Genomic DNA, 23,743 nt, shown 5'->3' on the forward strand with positions numbered 1-23,743 from the left:
TGTTACGCCCCGTTGAAAACGATGAATCCAATGAACGCTTGGGTTGGCATCCTATTTCGATGCCTCGTTTGGGTGGGGCCGGCGGTGATCGCGTGGTCACCGGCGGACCTGGCGTTCGCTCAATCGTCTCAAAACGAACTCGCGGCGGATGACGATTCGGCGTCGTTCGACACCGTAACGGATTTGCCAGCGGACGAGCTCGCGGACATGATTGGTCAAGCCTCCTACGCCCAGTGGACGGATGCTGATCCATCGAGCAGCAGCGGCTCCATCCACGACCACACGGATTCATCCATTCAAATGATGAATCTCGAACAACGTCTGGCGCGACAAGAATCCGAACTCGCTCGGTTGCAAGCTGGTCCCTCGCGACCCGGCAAACTATTCGCTCGCTACGAAAGCGTCATCGTGCAACCGGTTCAGAGCAATCAAACCGCGTTGATCGTTCAAACAGGCGACGAAGAATTCGCGACGGTGATGTTTCCATGGGAAATGGAGCACAGTCCCCGCGTCACGTTGGGTTACGAACCAGCTAGCAATCGCGTCGGCTGGCAACTTCGATACTGGCAGTTCGATCACAGTCAATCGTTTGTCGCTAGCGAAGACAACGGAATCATCCAAGCGGGTTGGCGAGCCGACGTGCCGTATCTGGTGGAAGACGGTGACGTTGCTTTGGGAGTGCAGTTATTCGAAGAAGGAACCTTCACCAGCAGTGTTCGTACGGATGTGATCGATCTCGAAGTTTCTCGGAACCTCATCCAACCGGTCGACGCATTCATCGGTCTTCGATACGGCAAGTTCAGCCAATCGTATTCCGCTGTGACCGACGAAGGGTCTGTCAATGCAATCACCGAGTTTCGGGGCCTCGGGCCAGTCATGGCCTTGCGATTGCGACAGACGTTGCCATTGGAAAGGTTGGCAATGTTCGGGACGCTACGTGGAGCGATGCTGTATGGGCAAAAAGACTTCCTCGGTCGCGAGTCGAACTTTGGCAACACACAACACGTCAATGGAATCGATTTGCGATCGTACGACGAAGGTGTGAACTCGTTTGCGGGCAGTTTGGAGATGCAAGTTGGCATCGAGTACATCATCACCGATCATTTCACAACATTCGTCGCCTTCGAGGGCCAGCATCATTCCAGCGTCGGTGGCGTGAACCCACCCGCGACGATGGAAGGTCGAGATGGCGATGTCACCGGTGACAGCGTCTTGGACGACGACCTCAGCTTCTTCGGCGTGACCACGGGCGTTCAGCTGCAGTATTGATCACGCATCACTTGCGAAACTCGTCAGTAACAACACCCGTCAGTAGCGAAACTCGTCAAGAGTTTCGTCCATCTCATTCGAACCATCGATACTCTCGACGAGTATCGCTACGGGTTTGGAACGCTCTCGGCGAGTTGTTGCGACGAAGCATTGGACGCAACCCTCGACGAGTGACGCTACAGATGGATCGCATCCATCAGCGATCTGTGCGACGGCAGTTTTGACGCAATGTCCGTGTGAGTCGATTGGATGTGCTGCAAAAAGGCCGCTTGCTGCTGCGTGCGAGCTGTGTCCGGTTCGGGATGTCCCGGCACGCGGCCCGGATGGATTCCCGCGGGACTGAGGATGTAGTGGTGGTTCACATCCAGGAACGTCGGGTCCCGCTCAGGCAATCGGACTCGGCCTGTGCTGGTGTACTCTTCCAGCAGCAACTGGAGCGATTCAGGAATCAGGACGGTAGCTGCCTCCCGCCAAAACGGTGTGTCGCGACGCCGTGAAACAACGTAATGCATCAGGACGAAGTCTCGCACCTGATGGTAAACCTCCGTCATTCGTTGATTGAATGATCGGGTGTCGCAGGAGTCTACGAACGATAAATTGTTCCCTGTGGTTGGAAGACATTCCACGAACTCATCCAGGGCACGTTGGACCAAAAAAATCCCTGTCGACTCGAGCGGTTCGACAAATCCAGCGGACAAGCCAATCGACACACAATTGCCGACCCAGGACTCCGGTCGCATGCCAACCCGCATCGGGACGACTTTCGTTTCCGTGGTATCAAAGTCGCCACCGGCTAGGCCGATCAATTCATCGCGAGCTTCCTCGTCGCTCAGGTGCGCTGACGAAAACACGTAGCCGCATCCCGTGGTTTGATGCAACGGGATCTGCCAAGACCATCCGGACTTCATACCTGTGCTGATGGTGTAAGGCGGCAATACGACTGGCCCGTCCTCGTGACTTTTTTCACCCTGGCAAATCTGGACCTGCGGCCGACGCATCGTGATGGCGCGATCACAGATCAACTGGTCCGACCAATCGACCCACTCCGATCGCATCACTTTTTGAATCAGAGCACCGGCGAAACCGCTGCAATCAATGAACAGTTCGGCAGCCACCGCGGATTGTTCATTCAGAGTAAGTGATTGAATGTCACCACACGCGTCAAGGTTTGCACCGCACACATCCCCGATGATGTGATTGACGCCTTCGGCCACTGCGATTTCTTGCAAGAACGTTGCCAGTTTGCCCGCGTCGAGATGAAAGGCGTAGTTGTGTGCCAAGCTCGGTTGCCCCGCTTCGCGTGGACCACGTCCAAGTTCGCACAGCTCTCGCTGAAAGCTAAAGTCGGTGTACTTGGAGTCCGCAGGCAACCAACCCTGTCGGACTCCCCGTCGCCAAGTGTGAATGAGGTCCAATCCATCAATCGGGCTGCCGCAGATGCCGAACGGATGCCAGTATCGATGTGTCGGCTCCACCCAATTGTCAAATCGAATCGCGAGCTTGTAAGTCGCACCGGTTCGGCGAATGAACTCGTCCTCCGCCACGCCCATGTTTTCGATCCAGTCGACAATGGCGGGGATCGTTGCTTCGCCCACGCCAATCGATGGAACGCGGTCCGACTCAATCACCGTCACATGACACTTCAAACGTCGTTTCAGCGTGGCCGCGCTCATCCAACCCGCTGTCCCGCCACCAACGACAACGATGCGAAGTTGGCCGTCCGAGGGACAATCGGCGGAATGCGTCACGTCAATGGCTCGTTGGTTACCCAGGAACAGAATCGTGCGTTTGCGGCAGCGGCGTCGATGATCGTCACTCGCGTGGCAACGAAATGGACTCCGCGTACGCGAGTTCGCCGGTCCAACCGTTGTAGTATTGAAACACAATCTGCGGATGTGGGTAGGCGACCAGACGTTTGCCGCCTTGCTGAATTGGCATGTTGAAAACGTTGTTGACCTGGACCACGCAGAAGTGCGGGTAAAGCCGCTCCAGGCGTGGCAAGTCCGCCAGCACGTAACTGCTCCAGCGAATGTCGCACTCACGCGGACCAAACTGAAATTTGCCCGTTGCGGGACGGTCACTCTCGTCGAGTGCCGGCACGTGGTTCACGCTGTTGTGAGGTCCACAGCAGAACTCCCAAACATTGTCTGTGACTTGAATGGCGAAGCTGTTATGAAGGTCGCCCGTCATCACAAAAACCTGTTTGTCCATGTCATCCCAAGTATCGATCAACGCTTCTCGTTCATCGAGAAAACCAGTCCAGGCTTCTTCTTTGTTGGCTTCGTCGGCTTCGAACCCTCCGGCACCGCTGTGAGGAATCATCATGGGGACCGTGGAAATCAAAAATGTAAACGGTGCGTCGCTGGCCTTCATTTCGCGAAGCAACCATTCACGTTGATGTTCACCCAGCATCGAAACGCCTGGTTTGTCACGCTGCGAGACGTCATGCATGTCGCGGTCGCCTCGCGTGTCGAGCAGAAAAAAATCGCAGTTGGCGACTCGGAATTTGCCGTAGCTTCGTTGGCCGATGGAATAACTCACTTTGCCATCGGCTTTGGCAGGCATGTGCAACCGAACGGTGTGTTCATCCACCACCTCCAAAATGTCATACACATAAGAATTCGCGTTGCCGTCGTCGGTGTCATACGCCATGTCGTTGACGCCGGCGGTGTCGGTTCCCCAGTGAACATGGAGATTTAGCATCTCATTCAGCGGTAACTGGTGAAAGTTGGTTTGCGGATCGACCAACAGATCGCTGCCCGCCTTCAGTGTCGCTGAACCAACATGCAAACGTTGTCGCGAGTCGAAGGGATTCGCCCATCCCAAGTAGTCATTCCAGGCGTAGGTGCCAATGTCTCGGAAAACGGTTCGGCGGTGACGCTTGCCGGCTTCGGAGGCTCCCCAAATGTCGTTGACCAGTTCATGGTCATCAAAGGTGAACATGGACGGCACGTTGCGATGCCAGTCAGCCAGGTCGTGGTTGCGTGAGAGGTAGAGTTTGTAGTTCTCCCAAACACCGGTCACCGTTGGCATCACTTGTACCGGGAAAGGAAGTCGAGCGATGCCTTGGGTCAGACGCCAAGCTTCCGCCGGGTACTCGCGCAGTTCTTCGTAGAGCCAATCGCCGTTCATGATGTGGAAGTGAACTTTGTCGGCCCAATCAGCATTGAGATGTTGGTAGGTGGGGCTGCTGTGTCCAATCCCGTGCAGCGGGTTCTGGTTGGCGCAAGAACCGATTTGGAATCGGAAGTTGAACAAGCCTTCTGGGTTGTGTTCGGAGCGAGAGTTTTCAGCGTCGGGTAGTGTTCGGAAACTGCCGTGTTCGCCTTGAGGGCGACCGTTTACAAAGATGCGGTAGTGATACCGAGTATCGGGCTTAAGGTTTTTCAGCGAGACGACACCTGTGTTGTCATGCTCGATTCTCGTTTGAGCAGGTTCGCTGACATGGTCGGACAGGTCGCCGCCGTGTTGGCCCGGGGCCTGGGTGCCATAGTGGACGGTGAACTCACCGGAGTCGGAGGTGCGAGCCCATACGGGAACACTGGTTGCCGTCGGACGCCCCAGCATGGGACCGTGGGTGAGCCGGTTGGGATCTCTCTGAGCCGATGCAACACTAGCATCGATGCAAACTGTAAGAAGGCAAACCGCGATGAATGTCAGGTTGGAAGGCTTCATGGACGCAGCAAATCAATGGAGGATGGGATGACGGTCGCCCATTCTAGCTGCACCAGCCTGGTCACGGACAAGCGATGTGAATCACTTCCGCATCGGGTCCGTGGCAATCAAAAGTGTTGGCGAATTCGAATTCCAGGGTGGAGTGTCGAATATTGTGTTCGTCGCTGAGGTAAGTCTTGATACCATGTTTGATGGTCTCCATATCCTCAAACCGCGAAGGTTCCATCACCACATGAGCTTCCAAGGCTCGATGTGTTTCGTCGAGTTCCCAGAGGTGAACATGGTGAATGCCAATCACACCATCGATGGAGCGAACAGCCGCGATCATTTCGTCAAACGGAAAATTCGCGGGGGCACCCTCCATCAAAATACGAGCGGCTTCGGGCAGCATCCGGGCGACTTGAAGCAAAATGTAAGCCGCGATCAGCAACGTCAGCAGCGGGTCCACCCATAGCCAGTCCAGGTAGATCACAGCCGCCGCGCCAATCAAGACGGCAACGCTGCCAGCCGCGTCCACCAAGTTGTGGATGAACGCCGCACGCACGTTGAGTGATCCCTTGCTCATCGCCCAAAGCAACAACGCGGTTCCCAAGTCCACGGCGAGTGCGATTCCTGCGGCAACCGCCATCAACCAGCCAATGATTGGTTGCGGGTCGAAGAAACGATGCACGGCTTCGTAGATCAGATAGCATCCGACTACACCCAGCAACGTGAGGTTGATGGTTGCACCAATCAGCTCCGCTCGACGATATCCAAAGGTGTATCGCTGGTTGGCTTCTCTGCGGGCAATCCTTCTGGCGATGTAGGCGATGAGCAGTGAGTTCGCATCGCTGAAGTTATGAGCGGCATCGGACAGCAATGCCACGCTTCCTGAAAGCAATCCAGCGATGACCTGGGCGACCGTCAAAAATTGATTCAGCAGAACGGACCAGAGCAACCTCGCGTCACTAACGGAATTCAGTTTTCCGGCGGAGGTGAGCCCATGGTGGTGCGTTCCTTCACATGCATGGTCACTCTCGGCGGCGTCGCTACTTTGAGTTGCCGGGTCACAGGAGTGGTCGCAATTTCCCATGGTTCACATCGGCCTATTGAACATTGGTTTGAATCACGTTGCTAATGAGACGATGACGTCTTCGTCTAGCAACGTGTCGGGCTGAGTCGGATGGGTCGGCGGGACGATGGAATGATTGTGTCCAGGCAGGCTTTCAATTACGACTGCCAACGCCACGCCCAGCAACAACGCGGTGGTTAGTTTTAGTCGATCATGATCATGAAAGGCGACTTCTGGTAGCAAATCCGACAACGCGATGCAGACAAAGAAGCCAGCTGAAAGAGCGAGACCCCAGCCTAACAAAGCATCCGTGTTGGACAGTTGTGTTGCACCAAAGTAGAACGCGATCGCACCGATGGGGCAGGCGACGGAGAAGGTCAAATTGACCATCGTACGCTGCGCCGATGTCCATCCACCCTTGCTCATGACAGACGTGATCGCAAATGCATCCAATGGTTTGTGAAGTGCAATCGCCATGAACGTTCCAAGGCCTGCCAAACCCAACCATGGCGAATGCTGAGCCTCGGCGGCGATGCTGGCTGCCAACGCGACCCCGTCCATCAACGTGTGGAGCCCCAAACCGAACAGCATGCCGAGCCATCCCAGTGGTTTGCTGCTGAGACGATGAGATTTGGGAGATTGCGATTCATTATCTTGATGTTCATGACTGGAATGATCGTGATCGTGCCGATGACTGTGTTCGTGGTCATGGCTGTGTCCGTGGTCATGGCCATGGGCGTGATGATGTTCATGCGATTCCGCGTGCCCGTGGACATGCGTGTGGAAGGCTCGCAGCAGAATGAACATCGTGATGATGCCGATTAGAACTCCACCGCCCGCGTTGGAAGCCGAGCTGATTTTGTGCATCGAATGCGGCAGCAAATGCAGCATGGCGATTCCCAGCATCAAGCCGGCGACGAAACTCATCAGCAATTGCGTGCGAAGGTGAGTCATCCGCACCAGCGACGGCAGCCAACCGCCACTGACGGATGCTGTCATGATCAGCACGCAGTACACCGCGAGAAGAGATTCGGGGACAAACAAGACACAGGCCGAAGCGGAAATTGGTCGCGGCGAAACGGTTCAATCTACGTCTTTGCTTCGTCCACGCAAGTGGAGTTGAACACCCAGCATCAGACCGCAAATCCCCAGCACCATCGCGATGTGCATCATTGCCAAAGAGGCTTCTTGATAACGAGCTCCGCTGTGCAGTAGGCCAAAAAGCCGGGTGCCCGTTGTCGTCACGCCGGGGGGGAGCACGGGCATTGCAGCGGGCACATCACCCGCCGACACGATCGCCACCGCCAAGCCGGCGATTGCCAATGGCCCGATCAGTCGAGGTCGTTCGAGGTTCCAGAAACGCCAAGCGATGGACCCGTCCATGCGTCCCGCCAACCAGGAGGGTTCATCGATCGCGTCGTAGCCGCTGCGCAGAATGGCGTAGGCCACCAACGTGCTGCGAACCCCAACCGCGAGCAGAGTTGGAATCAGCGTGTGAGTCGCCAACCGATCCAGTCCGGACAGTGGTAGCCGGAACAACGCGGCGACCGTCATCCCGATGACCGGACCGGGAATCAAAAACAACATGGTTCCGAGTGCATCAAAGAGGACGCCCACTCGTGGAAACGATCGGGCGCATCGCGCAAATGCAAATGCGATGGGAACCGTGAGCAGAATGCTGAACAACGCTAACTGGATCGTCCAAACAATCTCTTCGCGAAATAGCCCGGGAGCTTCGCTGATCGCTCGCATTGAGGCACTCCACTGGAAGGTTGCTTCACGTTGTCCATCGACGACTTCAACGGAATGTCCGGTTTGAATGACCAGGCCCACCAAGGGCAACAACAGCAGCAAGGTCGAGAGCGAAACACCCACTGTCGCGACTAAACGCATCGGTGAGGTTGTTGAATCGTTCGGGGTGAGGGGCGGTTGCTGACTGTGAGCGGACGTTTCAGCGGCGACTTTCCAGCGACGACGATACAGTGCGAACCAAAGCAGAGCGGGGACACCACCGAGCACCATGGGGATGAGGGTGCTGACCAACACCGAGGTGGTGTCCGGATCCACGCTGTAGAACAGATAGAACTGATCGGCAACGGTTCGCACGCTGTGCAAATCCGCCACGCTCATCTCGGTCGAGGCCAGCACCATCACTCCAATCATCGCAGCAGTGATCCAGGGAAGGGCGATGGGGAAACGGACTCGCCACCAAGTCCCCGCTGGCGAAAAGTCGAGGGCTGCTTGCTGGATGGCGACCGATGAGATGCGACGTGTGCCCCAGGCGGTCGCCAAACCAACCATCGCGGCACCGTGCATGCCATGGATCCATCCCACCCACCAAAGGTTGCCGCCCGTCATGGTCGTGATCAACCAACCGAACTTGCCCGCGGTGGCTTCCCAGGCGGCCGCCAGCAAGATCAATGGCATCACCGAGCTCGTCAGCGAAACCAATGCCCACAACTGGACCAGTGGGTGTTTGGGCCGAAGCAGACTGACGCAAAAGGCCGCGGGGATTCCCAACAAAGCCGCGATGCTCGTCGACACCGCGATCAGCTTCAGCGTGGTGGCGATGGCCGCGAACCAGTCATCGGCGAATTCCGGCGTGTTGCCGATGGCCAACAGCATTGGGGTTTCGGTCAGGATCGTGCCGGCGCCCTGCAGCGGCAAAGGTGCGGCCTGAACTTCAGACGCAGCCAAAATCCGAGTCAGGACCAACGCTGCGAACGGAATATTGCTCATAAAAGGTTGGTTTTCGAGGTCGAAAATTCGTCCGGCTCGACGATTTGCCGAATCGGCGATCACAATGGAACGACCGACCTCCTCAACGAACACTCATGAAGTTGACATCAATCCCACAGTTGTACCGCAATCTCCGTCGTGGACGCGAGATCCTGGTGGTGCTGCGCCGCTACGGGTTGGCGGATTGGATCAGTCGATCACGTCGGTTGCCGCTGCAGAATTGGATCAAGGATCGATCGGGCGTTCCGCTCACACAGTACACACGCGCTGAACGCATCCGTTTGGCGATCACCGAACTGGGGCCGACCTTCATCAAAGTCGGCCAGGTTCTCGCCGCCCGCCCTGACTTGGTCGGCCACGAAATCTCCGAGGAACTCAAACAGCTTCGCAACGAAGTGTCGCCGGATCCGATGGAGGTGGTGGAGTCGACGTTGACCGAGGAGTTGGGCAAGGACTTCCGCAAGCATTTCAAAAACATCGAACCCGCGCCGCTTGCCACCGCATCGATCGGCCAAGTTCATCGAGCGGAATTGATTGACGGAACGCGTGTGGTCCTCAAGGTCCAACGTCGCGGCATCGACAAAATGATGCGAGAGGATCTTGATGTCCTCGAAGGGTTGGCTCAATGGGCGGATCACGTGGACGCCCTCGCCATGTGGGGACCATCGGATATGGTGCGTCAGCTCATGCCGATGATCCTGCGTGAGCTGGACTTCAACCGTGAACGCAGCAACCTCAAACAGTTCGCACAGATCCTGGAAACGGATCAAAAGGATATCGTCGTCCCCGCTGTCTTCGATCAGCTCTGCACGCGTCGCGTGTTGGTCATGGAGGAAATGGTCGGCGAACCGCTCGCGAAAATTTTTGAGCGGGACGGAATGACGCCGGACGAAACCTCAGACCTGATGACTCGAGCGGACTTGCCTACGGATCTGGGGCGAACACTCGCCAGGACCTACCTTCGGATGGTCTTCGAAGATGGTTTTTTCCATGCGGATCCGCATCCCGGCAATTTGTTTTGTTTGAGCGACGGTCGTTTGGCGATTCTCGATTTTGGAATGACCGGACGCATCGATGAGGCGATGCGGGAATCCATTGAAGAAATGCTGGCCGCGATCAATGCGGGAGACTGTCGACGATTGACCCGATTGATTCGTCGAGTCGGCAATCCGAGAGTGGACTTGGATCAATCCGCGTTGGAAATCGATGTCGCGGATTTTGTTGATACATACGGACGACAGACGCTGGACCGATTCGATCTGTCGGGGTGTCTGAATCAGCTCAGCGAGATCCTCCACCGACACGGAATTGGACTTCCCAACCAATCGGCTTTGCTGTTGAAAATGCTGATCTCGTTGGAGGGGACGCTGCGAGAAATCGGGGTCGGGTTCGATTCGCTCGACATCGTTCGATCGTATCTGCGACGAGTGATGATTCGTCGTCTGACACCCGCCCGACGGCTGAGACAAGCGAGGCGAATCTATCTGGAAAGCGAGGCCTTTCTAGAGAACGCGCCGGAGCAACTGTTGTCGCTGATGAATCAAGCTCGTTTGGGGCAACTGCAAGTTCGATTGGAACCCAAACGATTCGCCCCCGTCGTGAACCGCTTGGTCGTTGGGTTGATGGCCAGCGCGGTCTTTTTGGGCTCGGCGTTGTTGTTGTCCTATGAAGTCGCACCAGTACTGTTTCCGGATCAACCGATGCTCGGGATCCAGCGGCTCAGTGTGCTGGGACTGTTGGGATTGATCGCCAGTTTCAGCGTGATGGTCGCACTTTGCCTCGCAATTTTGCGAAGCGAGTGATATGGGGCGGTTCGCCATCGGTTGCCGGATCGCCAACATCAGAAATCACGTCATTGCAAAATTTTCGCGAAGCATTCGCGGCGCACGGGCTCTAGTCTGAATGTCTGTGCCCCATCCCGCGACTGCGAAGGCGAAGTCAATGAAAACGAAAAGACACCGTGGTTCTTTCATGCTGCGGTTGATGGTGTTCGGATTCAGCGTGGCGGTGGGAGTGTTGGCGTTTTGGTTGCTCGGCTACATCGTTCGCGACATCGATCGTGTGAATGGGCCGAACTACACCCAGATGTTGGAGAGCCAGCTTCCGCAAGAGCTGCAAGACGAACGACGGTTACTCACGGCACAATTGAGTGAGCTGAAGCAACAGATTGCCGCGACGGAGCGAAGGCGTCAGCTAACGAGCCAAACCACGCGTGATTCGCAGCAAACCATCAACCAATTGCTCGAGCTCAAACGCAACGCGGATGAAAACGAAACCTCCTTGAGTGACGGCCAACAGCAAGCATTGACCGACAGCTTGCAGTTGTTTCTTGAAAACCAAAATCAAATTCAAACGCTCAACGCCGAGCTTTCCAGTCTGAACGACCAACTCGACCAGTTGCAGGCTGATCAAGAGGAGAATACGAAGGCGGTCGAACGAGCCAGTCGTCCTATTCGTGATGAGTACGACTCGCTCTTGCAGCGACATCAGTGGCGGTTGGCGGCGTACAAACTGGCGGTGTTGATTCCGCTGCTGTTGATTTTTGCTTGGCTGTTCGTGCGGCATGCTGGCGGCGCCTATTCCATGTTGGTGTATGCCTTTGGTGGTGCGGTCGTGATCCGCGTGTTGCTAGTCATGCACGACCATTTTCCCGCCATTTACTTCCGCTACATTTTGATCCTGCTTTCACTCGCCATTGCGACGGGAGTCTTGGTTCGTTTGTTGCGGTTGATGGCTCGCCCCAGTCGCGATTGGTTGGTGCGTCAGTACCGAGAGTCGTACGCTCATTTCTTTTGTCCCATCTGTGATCATCCAATCCAGCGAGGGCCTTTGAAATTTGCCGCTTGGACGCGGCGGTCGCTGAAGAAGCAAGCGCCGATCGCGGTTGATGGTGATTGGGACGCACTGGACCAGCCTTACACTTGCCCGTGTTGCGAAACCACCTTGTTCGAGAAGTGCGAGACGTGCCAAGGAGTCCGGCATTCGTTGCTGCCGGCCTGCGAAAAATGCGGTGCGGGCCAGGGCAGTGCATCAGCGGAGTGAACGCTGATTGAATGAGCAAGCTAGCTGAGCTCGGGAGGTAAACCGATGTCTTCGTTCCATAGCGACGGGGAGTTTTGAATGAACGAGGTCATCAGCTCGATGCAATTTGGATCATTCAAGATGGTCAGTTCCACTCCTCGGCTGCGAACATAAGCTTCGGGGCCTTGGAACGTTTTGTTCTCGCCCACCAAAATCCTCGGGATCTTGTAAAGCAAAGCCGCTCCGCTGCACATGTCACACGGTGAGAGGGTTGAGACCAGCGTGGATTGGGCATAGTCGGCCGCGGTCAATCTTCCAGCACGTTCGAGGCAATCCATTTCGGCGTGCAAAATCGCACTGCCATTCTGGATTCGTCGATTGTGCCCGCGAGCCACGATTTCGTCGCCGATGACGAGGACGGATCCAATCGGAATTCCTTGTTCTGTCAGTCCAATCCGTGCCTCTTCCAACGCGGCTTGCAAGAATGGATTCATGGTGAAGACTCCGTGGATGACAGCCGGAAAACGCTTGAGATTCTCAACGGGCGATTGGCATCGCTGATGCTCGCCCAAAGTATATTGCAACACCCCCACCTCCATCTCCCACCTGAGAAAGAATCCGCATGCGTGTTTTGCTGGCTGTCGCAGTTGCCTGTTGGTTGTATCCGGTTTTCGGGTTTGCGAATGAAGTACCCAAACCATCGCCGCAGTCCGTCGATGTTTCGCAGACGGATGCAGAGTCCATTCGCAGGCAGCCCAATCGCAAGAAGGCCAAGAAGAAGCAGCCTCCGTTCGCATGGGTGAATTCGATTCCCAAGAATCGGCAACATCCATCGCTTCAACACGCGACATTCGAAAGTCCGTCGATGAAGCGTGAGGTCGGCTACGCGATTTTGTTGCCGCCCAATTACGAATCGGAGTCGGAGCGACGTTTTCCGGTTGTCTACTACCTGCATGGCGGCCGCCCCGGCAGCGAAACCAAATCACTGGCGTTGGTTCCGATGATCCACGAAGCGATGAAGTCAGGTCAGGTGGCCGAGATGATTTACGTGTTCGTCAACGGTGGGCCGGTGAGTCATTACAACATGCCGGGAGAACCGGCCAAGCAGGGCGCTGACGTATTCGTGCACGAACTGATCCCGCACATCGATGCAACCTATCGAACTCTCGCGGATCGCGACCATCGAGGGATCGAAGGTTTTTCACAGGGCGGTCGCGGCACCATGCGTTTGGCACTGCGGTATCCGGAATTGTTCAGCAGCGCGGCGGCGGGCGGAGGTGGGTATGAAACCGAGCGAAAAATCAGCGAGTCGGGTGGACGCGAATCTGAGAAGTTGAAATTCGCGGAAGGCGACAACACGTGGGACTTGGCTCGTCAGTACGCCAAGTCGCGATCGCATGATCTGAAGTTGATGATCTATGTGGGCACCAAGGGGTTCAATTACGAAAACAACTTGGCGTACATGGATTTCTTGCAAAGCCTCGGCATTGCGTATGATCGGGTGATCGTTCCCGATGTGCCTCATTCGGGAGCGAAGGTGTACGAAAAAAGCGGCCTGGAAATCATGCGTTTCCACGCCGCGAATTTTCGTTGAGTCGAGTTTGATTTCCCATCGCCGAATCAGACCGCTTGCGCGATCAGCGGGGAATCGCCGAGGGAGTCATCGTTTCGCTTGCGGGCCGAGGCCATGGGCAAGACGGCGGGAGATTCGACTGGATTGGCATCCGCCGAATCCCCCTCTGCCATCTCATCTTGCAGGGTTTCTGCCAAACGACGACGCGCGGTGTGCAGACGTCGCTTGATCGTTCCGACTGGAGCGTCAAATGCGTCGCTCATCTCAATCAGCGATTGGCCGTCGAGGTAAAACGCACGCAGGGTTTGGCGATCCAGGATTCCCAAACGCTCGATCCCGTTGCGAACCGCCGCCGCTTGTTCGCGATCTTGAGCCACGTTTTCAGGCGTGGTGTCATCGATGCAAGTCGCCTCCAACGTTTCCGGATCGCAAGCGGTCGCGGAACGTTGACGGCTGAATCGATTGATCGCCATGCGGTGAACGATCTGACGCAACCATCCACCGAAGGCTTCCGGCACGCGAAGTTGATCCAGTTTTTGCATCGCTTGGATGAAAACGTCTTGGGTCAATTCTTCGGCTTCGTGCACGTTGCGCACTCGGCTGATCGCCAACGCCACGATCACGGGACGGTAGCGTTCGAACAGATCACCGAACGCAAGTTGGTCTCCACCTTGCGCCGCGATGACCAATTGAGCAACCGTTGGACCGGTGTTGGACGCACCGACCGAATTGCGAACGATGGCATTTCCGTTCTTGGTGCAGTTCGTGTTAGGAGTTGAGTTGTTGGGGGTGAAATCAGGGCTGATCTTCATGGTGTCCATCCTCCCGGTGTTCCGGGATGCTTTCCTTGGCAGGTGAGTCCGGCGACCACCTGTTGAATTGTTTCAAACCAGTTGGAAAGCCCGACCGTCCAATCCGTGGGTCAGCGATTCCGGTTCGGTTGGGAACAAAGTGGGAGCGAGCGATCGAGTGGCGGATGGATCGATGATCCGAACCAACCCAACGGCGAACCGTTGTCTTTTCGATGCAGGCGATGTTCCAAACCAATCAGGGCGCTGCCGACGCGAAAGGCGATGGGCGGCAAACGACAACTCAATCAGCAAAGGTCAACGAAAGACCGTGCCAACGAGTTTTCGCGGTGTGCTTCAGTTCGATGCGAGGAAAAGGCTGGTGCCTTATCGCATAGATCTGTGACACGTTTGGTCCGCGGCACATAAAACCCGCCAGGGTTTACTGGCCGCAAAACTGGCTGCCTTCGCCGCTTTGGCATGAGGCACTGCAAACAGAGGCTCCGGCACGTGGGACCCCGGATAGCCGGGGCCCTCCCACATCTGGGTGCAGGTATGGAGGACGCCGCGCAGTGTCTCGGCAACATTGACGCGCACATCAACCACGACGTGGGAAATGCGGACAACAAGTTGAGTCGAGATAATGTTACGCATCGAATCCTCCCTGCGCCGATCTTCTCGGGCGGTGATGGAGCTCAAAAACGGAAAGCGAGAACACCGGAATTCGTTACAATCACACGGTCCGGCCAGGGAAATCATGACCCATGCCGGGGTGTCGATGCAACGTCCCCGCCCTTGCGGGGTGGTGGATCGCTGACTGGTTAGAGACTTATTTCAGCAGAAGGTTCGCGGCAGCACAAAGTTATTTTGTGAAAAGCACTCGTTTTTTGATGGAACGCCTGAAAAACGCTGGCGAATTGCTGGCTCCGCTGGTTTTTCCGCCCATTTGTGTTCTATGCGGCGACTTGTCGGCGACGGAGTCCGGCCCCGGTTCCGTTGGGAAGACTGATTCTCGGTCGGCGTCGTTTTGCCGACGCTGCGAAACGTCGCTGGTCCAATCGGCTCCGATGATGCGGTCGGCCTGCGTCCAGTGTGGGTGGCCATTGCCAGAAACGGCGGCCGAGCTTTCTTGTCCCGGTTGCAGCCGGCGAAAGCGAGCCTATGCCTTTCGTTCCGTGACCGCCGTTTACCGGTATCACGACGTGGTTCGACAAGCCATCATCGCGGCGAAGTATCCACGGAACTCCGCCATCACGAGGGAGCTCGCCGTGCGATTAGCAATTCGGTTCCGCGAACAGGTCGCTGCAAATGGGGAGGCTCACGCGGTGGAGGCGACTGAAACGAAGCTGTCCGAATTGACGGAACCCATCGTAACGCACGTCCCCAGTCCGTTTTGGCGTCAATTTCGACGCGGGGGTGTGGGAACCGGAGCTTTGGCCAATCGGTTTGCGGGCGAAATGAATTTTCGATGTGGATCGGTATTGAAGACCACGCGTTCGATGAAGAAACAGGCTTGGTTGGACGATGAGGCGCGGCGGGCGAACGTGCGAGACGCATTTCGCGTGCGAACCAGTTGGAAAGAACGTGTTCGAGGCCGTGATTTTCTTTTGGTCGATGATGTGATGACAACCGGAGCGACCGCCGATGAAATCTCTCGGGTGTTGCTCGATGCGGGTGCGGCAAACGTCGATTGTCTCGTCATTGCCCGTGCGATCCGGGATCCGCACTGATTTGGACGCACCAAAGTGCCTCGGCCGCCGTAGGCTCTCTCGATGAATGACGTTCCCCGCAGATTGGCGCGGTTGGGACGAGTTTGCGGGTTTGTCGCCCGGCATTACTTGGTAAAGTTTGTCGGGCGGTTGGACGTGGCGGCGGAAACAACGTCCCTTTTCACGATGGCTTCTCTTCTTCGCAAACGGAAGCTCCTTTGGCGAGCAATTGCCACTCCGATAATCTCATCCGGTTTTCCCGCACGATGACAGAATCGACCGACACTTCTTCTGAAGATCAAATCGAAGTCCCTGCTCAGCACAAAGGTGGAGCCCGCCGCGCCGTCGTGCGTGGGTTGGGAGTCGTTCTGCCTCCACTGTTGACGATCGTGGTATTGATCTGGGCGTGGAATGCGATCGAAAACTATGTGCTGCTGCCGGTGGAAAATGGAATCCGCCGGTTTGTGTTGATTCCCGCGGTCAGTGAGACGTACGACCGTCCGCCAGAAGGCGCGATCATGAACGACGCTCCGGAAGGATCCGTCGGGGGCGGTCAGCAGCGAGGTTTCACCTACAAGGGGTTGTCATACGTTCCCGATCCAACCGGTCGACGCTATTTACCGGGATATGTGGTCCAACGTGTGGATTCGGAGATTGACGCGTTTGGTCCATCGGCTGTGCCGCCCAACAGTGCGAATGCGTACTGGGACCGGTTCGTGCAACTGCAATACATGCCGCGATCGGTGGTGGTGCCGGTCTTTTTGATCCTGTTTTTCATGCTGCTGTATTTCCTCGGGCGATTGTTCACCGGAGGAATCGGCCGTTGGTTTGTGACCACGTTTGACGCGGCAATCCTGCGCATTCCGATCGTCAACAAGGTTTACGGAAGCGTGAAGCAAATCACTGACTTTGCATTCGACGATCGCCAGATCGAATTCAACCGAGTCGTTGCGATTCAGTACCCTCGCGATGGCATTTGGTCGCTGGGATTTGTAACCGGCAATAGCATGCGAGAGATCTCGGAAGCCGCCGGCGAACCGACCTTGAGCGTGTTGATGCCCACCAGCCCGATGCCGATGACGGGGTTCACGGTCACGGTGCGTCGCAGTGAGGCGATCGACCTGAATCTCACCATTGATGAAGCGTTGCAGTTCATCGTCAGTTGCGGTGTCGTGGTTCCAATGCAGCAACGCTACGACTTGGCGGCGGGCCAATCTGCGAAACAGATCATTGTTCCCGCGATTGGCGATTCGGTCGCTTCTGAAGGTGCCACCTCGACCAGCAATTGACGGGCGAGGTCACCGGGTCGCTCAGGCCTTCCAAGGCAGTCGGCAAACTCCCCATTGGCCGCAGTTTTCATCGACCGCCACTTCAATCCAGTTCAATGCGTCGCCAAATTGCTCCTGGGTCTGTTCGCGCACGGTCTCGGCGATCACGCGAGCGATCTCTTCGGCAGTGGTGTTGATGACTGGCAATAGAATGCAGTCTTCGTTGGGGAACACCCAGCGTCGTTCGCGAAACCGGCACGTGGTTTCGGTTTCGTCTTGAGTGACAATGATCTCCGCGTGATCACTGGGCAGGATCACGTGATGATCCAAACGCTGCGTCTCTTTCAACACCGCGTCGCGAAGTGCGATGAAGTCGACGACATATCGGTTTTCGTCAAGCGGGCCTTCAACGCTGACCCTCACGCCATAGTTGTGTCCGTGAATCCGCTCGCAAATATCGCCCGCGAAAGTGATGAAGTGTGCGGCGGAGAAAACGAACTGTTCTTTGGTGACATCAACGCGAAAAGTGGCGGACATAGGAAGTCGAGTTGTTCAGAGAAAGTGGCTGAAGTGGATCGGTTCGGTTGTGGCTGGATGATAAAGCAGTTTGATTCCGACTTGGATGGTGGAACCAACGAAGTGGTGAATCCTGCGACGCGTCCCATGGTAGATTGCTGACCATTGGCAATCGAATATGTGGGGCTGAAAGCGAGTCATCGAGTGATGGACGGATGGTGGGAGTGGTTGGTCGAGATGGAATGGCAGCGAGTCATTCCCGAAGTCGTCGGCAAGGCGGCTGGAGTGTTGTTGGGGATCGGAATCAGTTGGTGGGTGTTGTTCCGCAAGCGACTGAAGTATCTGGATCGCCTGCGTCGAGGTGATTCCGATGAGCTGCTGTTTCAAGCTCATTACTTGTTGCCGGTTGATAACGACGTCGATGCAACGTCCGTCGCGTCCACGAAAGAACCCGCATCGAGAGAGTCAATTGCCAATTCACAAGGATCCGCTGACCAAGTAGTGCAGTTAATTTTTCGCAACGTTGCACCGCGACGCACGATCGATGATGCGTATGACAATCCATCCGCGAGGGAAACGTTGCGGAAACTTGCGACTCAAACCACGCTGGACGCTCCCATCGTTCCGACCGAAGGTCGCGTGGGGTTTGAGATTCTGAATGACGCGGCCAGCATTTTGACGGGCTGGTTAGCCACGTCATCGATGCCCCGACGTGTGTGGTTGTTTTGCATGACTTGCGAAGATCGAAACGTGGTTCGCAAAGAGTGCATTCGGTGTTTCTTATTTCAAGAAAACGAACTGCTGCGGTTTGCCGATTGGGAGTGGTGTCGTCGTTGCGTTCGAGTTGAGAAACCATGGCATTGGCTGCGCGTGGTGACGTTGCACCGGATCGCACGTTACTACCGCGACGAACAAATCGCGCTGCCGCAGAGTGCGGACCGCAGCGTTCCGTTTGTTGACGACCAAAGACAGCACCACCGAATCATGCGGCTTTCGTTGGGAATCAGCCAAAATGAGGTGGCAACCAACTCTCCCTGTCGGGTGGATTGGGACGACAAAGAGCCACTGTTGGTTGCGCGAGGTGTGCAGATGTTCTCGGGGTGAGCGAGTCGCGAAAGATGAGACCGATCCCACCGGTGCTCAAATTACTCACTACAATCTCGGGTTCATCAGGAGCGCACAACACCTCTCGAATTCGAGGAACACCGATGAAGCCCACCCAATCCGCCCACCTCAACGCGGCCAGCCCAATGCCGGTCCAGTCTGGCACCACTCGTCGGCGATGGATGCAAATGGCGGGAGCCACACTCGGCGTGGCTGCTGCATCGCAGTGGCAGCCCGCCACCAGCAACGCCGCCGAGAGCACGGACCCAGATCGACCGTTGAACCTCGCGATCATCGGTGTTGCCAACCGCGGTGCGTCCAACGTTGCCGGGGTGAAGTCGCAAAATTTGACGGCGTTGTGTGACGTTGATGAAAACTATCTGCAAGCGGCGTCGAAGCAGTTTCCCAAAGCACGTCTGTATCGCGACTACCGCGAAATGATTCGGGAAGAAGGCGAGTTGGATGGCGTTGTGATCAGCACCCCCGATCACCACCACGCTCCGGCAACCATTCGTGCTATCGAAAGCGGCTTGCATGTTTACTGCGAGAAACCATTGACGCACACCGTGGCCGAAGCGCGAGCGATTCGCTTGGCGGCGAAAGAGGCGGGCGTCGTGACACAAATGGGGACTCAGATCCACGCCGGCAGCAACTACCGCCGCGTGGTGGAGATGATTCAAGACGGCGTGATCGGAAATGTGACCCGCGTTCATGTGTGGGTCGGCAAAGGTTGGGGAGCCACGGAGCTTCCATCGCCAAAAGGCGAGGCACCTTCCAACGTGGATTGGGATTTGTGGTTGGGCCCCGCACCTAAAATCGCTTACACGCCCGGTCTACACCCCGCGTCGTGGCGTCGCTATCGAGCCTATGGTGCTGGGACGTTGGGCGACATGGGATGCCACTATGTTGACCTGCCGTTTTGGGCGTTGGGACTGCATTTGCCATCCAGCATCGTCGCCGACGGGGCACCACCATCGGACGACTATTGTCCAACAGGTTTGAAAGTTCGCTATCACTTCGATGCGACCGATCACCACGATGAAATTGATTTGACTTGGTACGACGGTGATCGATCGCCAAAAGAACTCGAAGGGATCTCGGTCCCTGGTAGCGGCGTGTTGTTCGTTGGCGATAAAGGAATGATGATCGCCACTTATGGCAGCTACACGTTGCTTCCCAAAGAGAAATTTGCTGACTTCAAACCCGCAGCACCTCGTATCGCTGAATCGATCGGACATCACCAAGAATGGATCCAAGCCATTCGAGGACAAGGCACACCGCTTTGCCAGTTCGATTACTCAGGGCCTTTGACAGAGACCGTTTTGCTTGGCACTGTGGCGCACCAATGCGGTCGTGAATTGAAGTTCAATGCAAGTGACATGGTCTGTGTTGGCGACGATGCCGCGACGGCTTTGTTGAGCAAGGACTACCGCGAAGGTTGGTCCGTGGACGCCGCTGCCACGGCCAAAGCCTGATTGGCACATGCACCGAAAGAGTCTCGTCACGACACCGGCTTTTGATCTGTGGCGGACGAAGAGCCGAAGCTTTCCATCACGGAATTTCGGCTGAAGTCACTGGCAGAAGGCTCGTCAGAAAATAGATCTGTCGTCATGTTCACCGATGCAGGCGACAGGTCGATGTCCAGTGGCGTCGACACCCCTCCCACCATCATCCCTCCCAAACTCCCTCCTTCTTTGATGAACGCTCCCGATTTCTCGTCGGCCGCTGACGGTCCGTCGACTCTGTTTCAAGATGGCAATCGTTTGCGCGGTATTGTCCCGCCGCTAATCACTCCACTGTCTGCGCGAGACGAACTGGACCATGCGGGTTTGGAACGACTGATTGATCATGTGATCAACGCGGGAGTGTCCGGTGTTTTCATTCTTGGAACGACCGGTGAAGCTCCCAGTTTGAGCTATCGTCTGCGTCGTGAGTTGATCACGGAAACCACGCGGTTGGTCGCTCAACGCGTGCCGGTATTGGTTGGCGTGACTGACACCGCGTTTGTGGAGTCCGTGGCTTTGGCCCGACATGCGGCCAACGCCGGAGCTGATGCAGCGGTGCTCACGACGCCGTATTACTTTCCGGCGGGACAAACGGAGTTGACGGCTTACGTCCAGAAAATCACGCCAGAAATTCCGCTGCCGCTGATGCTCTACAACATGCCAGGATTGACAAAAGTTTGGTTCGAGATCGAAACACTGCGCAAGCTTTCCGACATCGACTCCATTGTGGGTGTGAAAGATAGTAGTGGCGACTTGGACTACTTTGGCGAGTTGTGCAAATTGCGAGAAGAGGTCCGCAACGATTGGTCCATCCTGATCGGGCCGGAGGCGATGCTGCCCGAAGCTCATCGTCTGGGTGGCGATGGCGGAGTTGCCGGCGGCGCGAATGCGGTGCCGAAGTTCTTTGTCGATTGCTACCAAGGCTTGATCGACAATGACGAGGCAAAGACGGAAGTTGCGATCGAAGCGATACGGCGATTCCAAGACGTGTATGACGTGGGCAAATACGCATCGCGGCACATCAAGGCTACCAAGTGCGCCGCGTCATTGCTTGGTATTTGCAGTGATTTGCCGGCGGACCCCTTTCATCGTTTCTTTGAACCCGAGCGGGAACGCGTTGCGGAAGTGTTGCGTGACTTGGGGGTTCTATGATCGCGGCGATGGCGTTCACCGGCCTGGACTACTTTGTCTTGGTCGCCTACTTCGTTGCCATCATGGCGTTGGGGTTCTACTTCTGGGCTCGCAACCGTTCGGCCGATGACTTCACGGCGGGCGGCAGATCGTTGCCGGGATGGTTGTGTGGTCTGTCCATTTTCGCGACCTACCTGAGCAGCATCAGCTATCTGGCGTTGCCCGGAAAAGCATTCGTGTCGAATTGGAATGCGTTCATGTATTCCTTGGCCATTCCCATCGCGGCGGCGATTGCTGTTCGGTGGTTTCTGCCCCTGTATCGAGAAAGCGGAGAGGTTTCGGCTTATTCACTGCTCGAGCGTCGGTTTGGTTTGTGGGCCAGGCTTTTTGCCAGTGGTTTCTACTTGCTGTATCAAGTCGCACGCATCGGCGTGGTGATGTACCTGATGGCACTTCCCATGGCGGTGTTGTTCGGCTGGGACATCCGATTGGTCATTGTGTGCACCGGAGTCGTGGTCACGGTGTATTCGTTTGTTGGCGGGATTGTCGCGGTGATTTGGGCTGACGCGATTCAAGCCATTGTGTTGTTGGCGGGAGCGTTGTTGGCACTGGCAGTGTTGTTGATGGGAATGCCCGGAGGTCCGGGCGAAGTGATCGCCATTGCCAACGAGGCTGACAAATTTTCGCTAGGAGACACCTCGTTTGGAACATTCTCTGAGTCGACCGTTTGGGTTGTTCTAGCGTTTGGTTTGTTCGACAACCTCCGGAACTTTGGCGTGGATCAGAGTTACGTGCAACGTTACATCGCATCGAAAACGGATCGCGAGGCCGCCAAGAGTGTTTGGTTAGGAGCATTGTTATATGTGCCGGTCAGTGCGTTGTTCTTGTTCATCGGATCCTCGCTGTTTGCCTTCTACCAGGGGCATCCCGAAGACTTGAACGAAGTCAAAACGATTGTTGCCGAGCAACAGTTGATGCAGGCGGGAGTACTTCTTGATGATCCGTCTTATGGCGAACAATTGTCGAAAGCCAAGGCTGAGTTGACCAATGAGAAGTTGGGCGACCGCGTGTTTCCTCATTTCATAGCAGCACAACTGCCACAGGGTATCCGAGGTCTTTTGATCGCGGCGGTCTTCGCGGCGGCGATGAGCACCGTCTCCACCTCGCTGAACTCATCGGCGACTTTGGTGATGAGCGACTTCTACAAGCGATTGTTTCGTCAGGATTCCACGGACGCGCAACATATCTGGGTGCTTCGTGCGTCAACCATCGTTTGGGGAGCACTCGGCACCGGCATGGCTTTGGTGTTGGTCCGACTGACGGATAGCGCGCTGGATATTTGGTGGACGCTATCGGGCGTTTTGGGCGCCGGGATCGTTGGGCTGTTCCTGCTCGGGATTACCAATCCGAAGTTGAGAGGGACACCGGCGGTGTCCGTGTTCGCCGCTGGCGTGGTCGTGATCGCTTGGATGACGATTTCTCAAACGGCCGTTTGGCCTGCCGATTGGACGGACTTTGCGAATCCGCTCCATCAGTTTCTGACCATCGTCGTGGGACCAAGTCTGATGATCTTGCTGGGATGGGTGCTGGTGCGGATCGGTTGGACCGGCAATCAGGCTTCGCGAAACGATTGGAGCGACAGTTGAAGGCCTTTCAAAATATGATTCGAGGCCGCTTCATGAGCCGCTTCCGCATTGCCATTTTGGATCGCGGTGAAGATCTTCTCGTGTTCGTTGCACGTGTTTTCCATCACGTCGGCACCTTGTCGGTGCATCCAAATGCCAAAGACCCGCGTCAGGATATTGGACTGGGTCGACGTGCGAACCAGGGTGTGGTTGCCGGTCGCTTCAACCACCCGCAAGTGGAAGTTGTGATCGGCTTGGTTGAACTTGTAGGCGATTTCCTGCGTTTCTTCCGGCGACGAAGAGTTCTTTTCCTGCTCCACCAACGATCGCATGGTGTTGAATTCATTTGCAATCAGTTGAATATCTTCCGACGTTGCACGCTCGGACGCCCGAGCGGACGCAAACGGTTCGATCAGGTTACGAACTTCGTAGAGTTCTTGGATTTCCGGTTCGTTGATCGATCGGACAACCGCACCAATTTGTGGCACCAACTCGACCATGCCTTCGGTCGCCAACTGCCCGGCCGCCTCGCGAACAGGGGTCGCGGAGACACCAATTTCTTTTCCGATCGGTCCATACAGCAATCGCGTTCCAGGCTTGAATTCGCCCGAGATCAATTTCTGACGCAAGTGTTGGTAGGCACGACTGGCATGCGTTTCGACTTGGTGACGACCTGGAGTCATTGTCGCAAGAATTGGTTGGGAAGGGATGAGACGGGTGTGGGGGAAACGCGGCGGACCGCGAACCAGCCCCACATTCTAACAGCGTC

General features: G+C 56.1%; 19 protein-coding genes. 10 read left to right on the forward strand and 9 right to left on the reverse strand.

What is annotated here, in order from left to right; all coding sequences use genetic code 11:
* Positions 1 to 30 precede the first annotated feature (30 nt).
* Entirely contained in the window at positions 31 to 1,269 is a 1,239-nt protein-coding gene (locus tag LOC70_RS14495) for a hypothetical protein (protein ID WP_230254618.1), read from the forward strand.
* Between the two features lie 176 nt (positions 1,270 to 1,445).
* On the opposite strand, the gene LOC70_RS14500 is transcribed toward LOC70_RS14495, so the two are convergent.
* The 5 genes from LOC70_RS14500 to LOC70_RS14520 all read right to left on the reverse strand — a co-directional run bounded on the left by LOC70_RS14500 (position 1,446) and on the right by LOC70_RS14520 (position 8,734).
* Positions 1,446 to 3,017 (reverse strand): tryptophan halogenase family protein, encoded by a 1,572-nt coding sequence (locus tag LOC70_RS14500; RefSeq protein ID WP_230254620.1) that lies wholly within the window; start codon positions 3,015 to 3,017, stop codon positions 1,446 to 1,448.
* A 64-nt stretch (positions 3,018 to 3,081) separates the two neighbouring features.
* Positions 3,082 to 4,944, reverse strand: a complete 1,863-nt coding sequence (locus tag LOC70_RS14505; protein ID WP_230254621.1) for an alkaline phosphatase D family protein — start codon at positions 4,942 to 4,944, stop codon at positions 3,082 to 3,084.
* Positions 4,945 to 5,005: 61 nt separating this feature from the next.
* The gene (locus tag LOC70_RS14510; RefSeq protein WP_230254623.1) at positions 5,006 to 6,016 is read right to left on the reverse strand and encodes a cation diffusion facilitator family transporter; all 1,011 of its coding nucleotides are present in this window, start codon (positions 6,014 to 6,016) and stop codon (positions 5,006 to 5,008) included.
* Positions 6,017 to 6,049: 33 nt separating this feature from the next.
* Complete coding sequence (locus LOC70_RS14515; RefSeq protein WP_255716112.1) at positions 6,050 to 7,039, reverse strand: ZIP family metal transporter; 990 nt, start codon at positions 7,037 to 7,039, stop codon at positions 6,050 to 6,052.
* Between the two features lie 39 nt (positions 7,040 to 7,078).
* Positions 7,079 to 8,734 carry an amino acid ABC transporter permease gene (locus tag LOC70_RS14520; protein WP_230254627.1) on the reverse strand — a complete coding sequence of 552 codons (1,656 nt, stop codon included), beginning with the start codon at positions 8,732 to 8,734 and terminating at the stop codon, positions 7,079 to 7,081.
* Positions 8,735 to 8,829: 95 nt separating this feature from the next.
* On the opposite strand from LOC70_RS14520, the gene LOC70_RS14525 reads away from it, so the two are divergent.
* Together LOC70_RS14525 and LOC70_RS14530 are read left to right on the forward strand one after the other, a co-directional pair.
* Complete coding sequence (locus tag LOC70_RS14525) at positions 8,830 to 10,536, forward strand: ABC1 kinase family protein (RefSeq protein WP_230254628.1); 1,707 nt, start codon at positions 8,830 to 8,832, stop codon at positions 10,534 to 10,536.
* A 139-nt stretch (positions 10,537 to 10,675) separates the two neighbouring features.
* Positions 10,676 to 11,776 (forward strand): hypothetical protein, encoded by a 1,101-nt coding sequence (locus tag LOC70_RS14530; protein WP_230254630.1) that lies wholly within the window; start codon positions 10,676 to 10,678, stop codon positions 11,774 to 11,776.
* Positions 11,777 to 11,796: 20 nt separating this feature from the next.
* Here LOC70_RS14530 and LOC70_RS14535 read toward each other — a convergent pair whose 3' ends face one another.
* Positions 11,797 to 12,249 carry a nucleoside deaminase gene (locus tag LOC70_RS14535; protein ID WP_230254632.1) on the reverse strand — a complete coding sequence of 151 codons (453 nt, stop codon included), beginning with the start codon at positions 12,247 to 12,249 and terminating at the stop codon, positions 11,797 to 11,799.
* Positions 12,250 to 12,377: 128 nt separating this feature from the next.
* On the opposite strand from LOC70_RS14535, the gene LOC70_RS14540 reads away from it, so the two are divergent.
* The gene (locus LOC70_RS14540; RefSeq protein ID WP_230254634.1) at positions 12,378 to 13,349 is read left to right on the forward strand and encodes an alpha/beta hydrolase; all 972 of its coding nucleotides are present in this window, start codon (positions 12,378 to 12,380) and stop codon (positions 13,347 to 13,349) included.
* Positions 13,350 to 13,375: 26 nt separating this feature from the next.
* Here LOC70_RS14540 and LOC70_RS14545 read toward each other — a convergent pair whose 3' ends face one another.
* Positions 13,376 to 14,149: an RNA polymerase sigma factor gene (locus LOC70_RS14545; RefSeq protein WP_306796897.1), complete on the reverse strand. Its 774-nt coding sequence runs from the start codon at positions 14,147 to 14,149 to the stop codon at positions 13,376 to 13,378.
* An 857-nt stretch (positions 14,150 to 15,006) separates the two neighbouring features.
* On the opposite strand from LOC70_RS14545, the gene LOC70_RS14550 reads away from it, so the two are divergent.
* Together LOC70_RS14550 and LOC70_RS14555 are read left to right on the forward strand one after the other, a co-directional pair.
* Positions 15,007 to 15,846, forward strand: a complete 840-nt coding sequence (locus LOC70_RS14550) for a ComF family protein (RefSeq protein ID WP_230254638.1) — start codon at positions 15,007 to 15,009, stop codon at positions 15,844 to 15,846.
* 245 nt (positions 15,847 to 16,091) lie between these two features.
* A complete protein-coding gene (locus LOC70_RS14555; protein WP_230254639.1) occupies positions 16,092 to 17,114 on the forward strand; it encodes a DUF502 domain-containing protein in 1,023 nt (340 codons plus the stop codon).
* 21 nt (positions 17,115 to 17,135) lie between these two features.
* Here LOC70_RS14555 and LOC70_RS14560 read toward each other — a convergent pair whose 3' ends face one another.
* The gene (locus LOC70_RS14560) at positions 17,136 to 17,630 is read right to left on the reverse strand and encodes a 6-pyruvoyl trahydropterin synthase family protein (RefSeq protein ID WP_230254641.1); all 495 of its coding nucleotides are present in this window, start codon (positions 17,628 to 17,630) and stop codon (positions 17,136 to 17,138) included.
* A gap of 144 nt (positions 17,631 to 17,774) precedes the next feature.
* Between LOC70_RS14560 and LOC70_RS14565 the strand changes: the two genes are divergently transcribed.
* From LOC70_RS14565 to LOC70_RS14580, 4 genes are all read left to right on the forward strand, one after another.
* Entirely contained in the window at positions 17,775 to 18,713 is a 939-nt protein-coding gene (locus LOC70_RS14565) for a hypothetical protein (RefSeq protein ID WP_230254643.1), read from the forward strand.
* Positions 18,714 to 18,817: 104 nt separating this feature from the next.
* A complete protein-coding gene (locus LOC70_RS14570; RefSeq protein ID WP_230254645.1) occupies positions 18,818 to 20,188 on the forward strand; it encodes a Gfo/Idh/MocA family protein in 1,371 nt (456 codons plus the stop codon).
* A 222-nt stretch (positions 20,189 to 20,410) separates the two neighbouring features.
* On the forward strand, positions 20,411 to 21,370 hold the full coding sequence (locus tag LOC70_RS14575) for a dihydrodipicolinate synthase family protein (RefSeq protein ID WP_230256151.1): 960 nt from the start codon (positions 20,411 to 20,413) through the stop codon (positions 21,368 to 21,370).
* Between the two features lie 8 nt (positions 21,371 to 21,378).
* Positions 21,379 to 22,995 (forward strand): sodium:solute symporter, encoded by a 1,617-nt coding sequence (locus tag LOC70_RS14580; RefSeq protein WP_230254647.1) that lies wholly within the window; start codon positions 21,379 to 21,381, stop codon positions 22,993 to 22,995.
* Here the strand turns inward: LOC70_RS14580 and LOC70_RS14585 are convergent.
* Complete coding sequence (locus LOC70_RS14585) at positions 22,962 to 23,657, reverse strand: GntR family transcriptional regulator (protein WP_230254649.1); 696 nt, start codon at positions 23,655 to 23,657, stop codon at positions 22,962 to 22,964. The two genes, LOC70_RS14580 and LOC70_RS14585, sit on opposite strands and share 34 nt — an antisense overlap.
* Positions 23,658 to 23,743: the final 86 nt, after the last annotated feature.

It is taken from the genome of Rhodopirellula halodulae (assembly GCF_020966775.1).
GTDB classification, from domain to species: domain Bacteria; phylum Planctomycetota; class Planctomycetia; order Pirellulales; family Pirellulaceae; genus Rhodopirellula; species Rhodopirellula halodulae.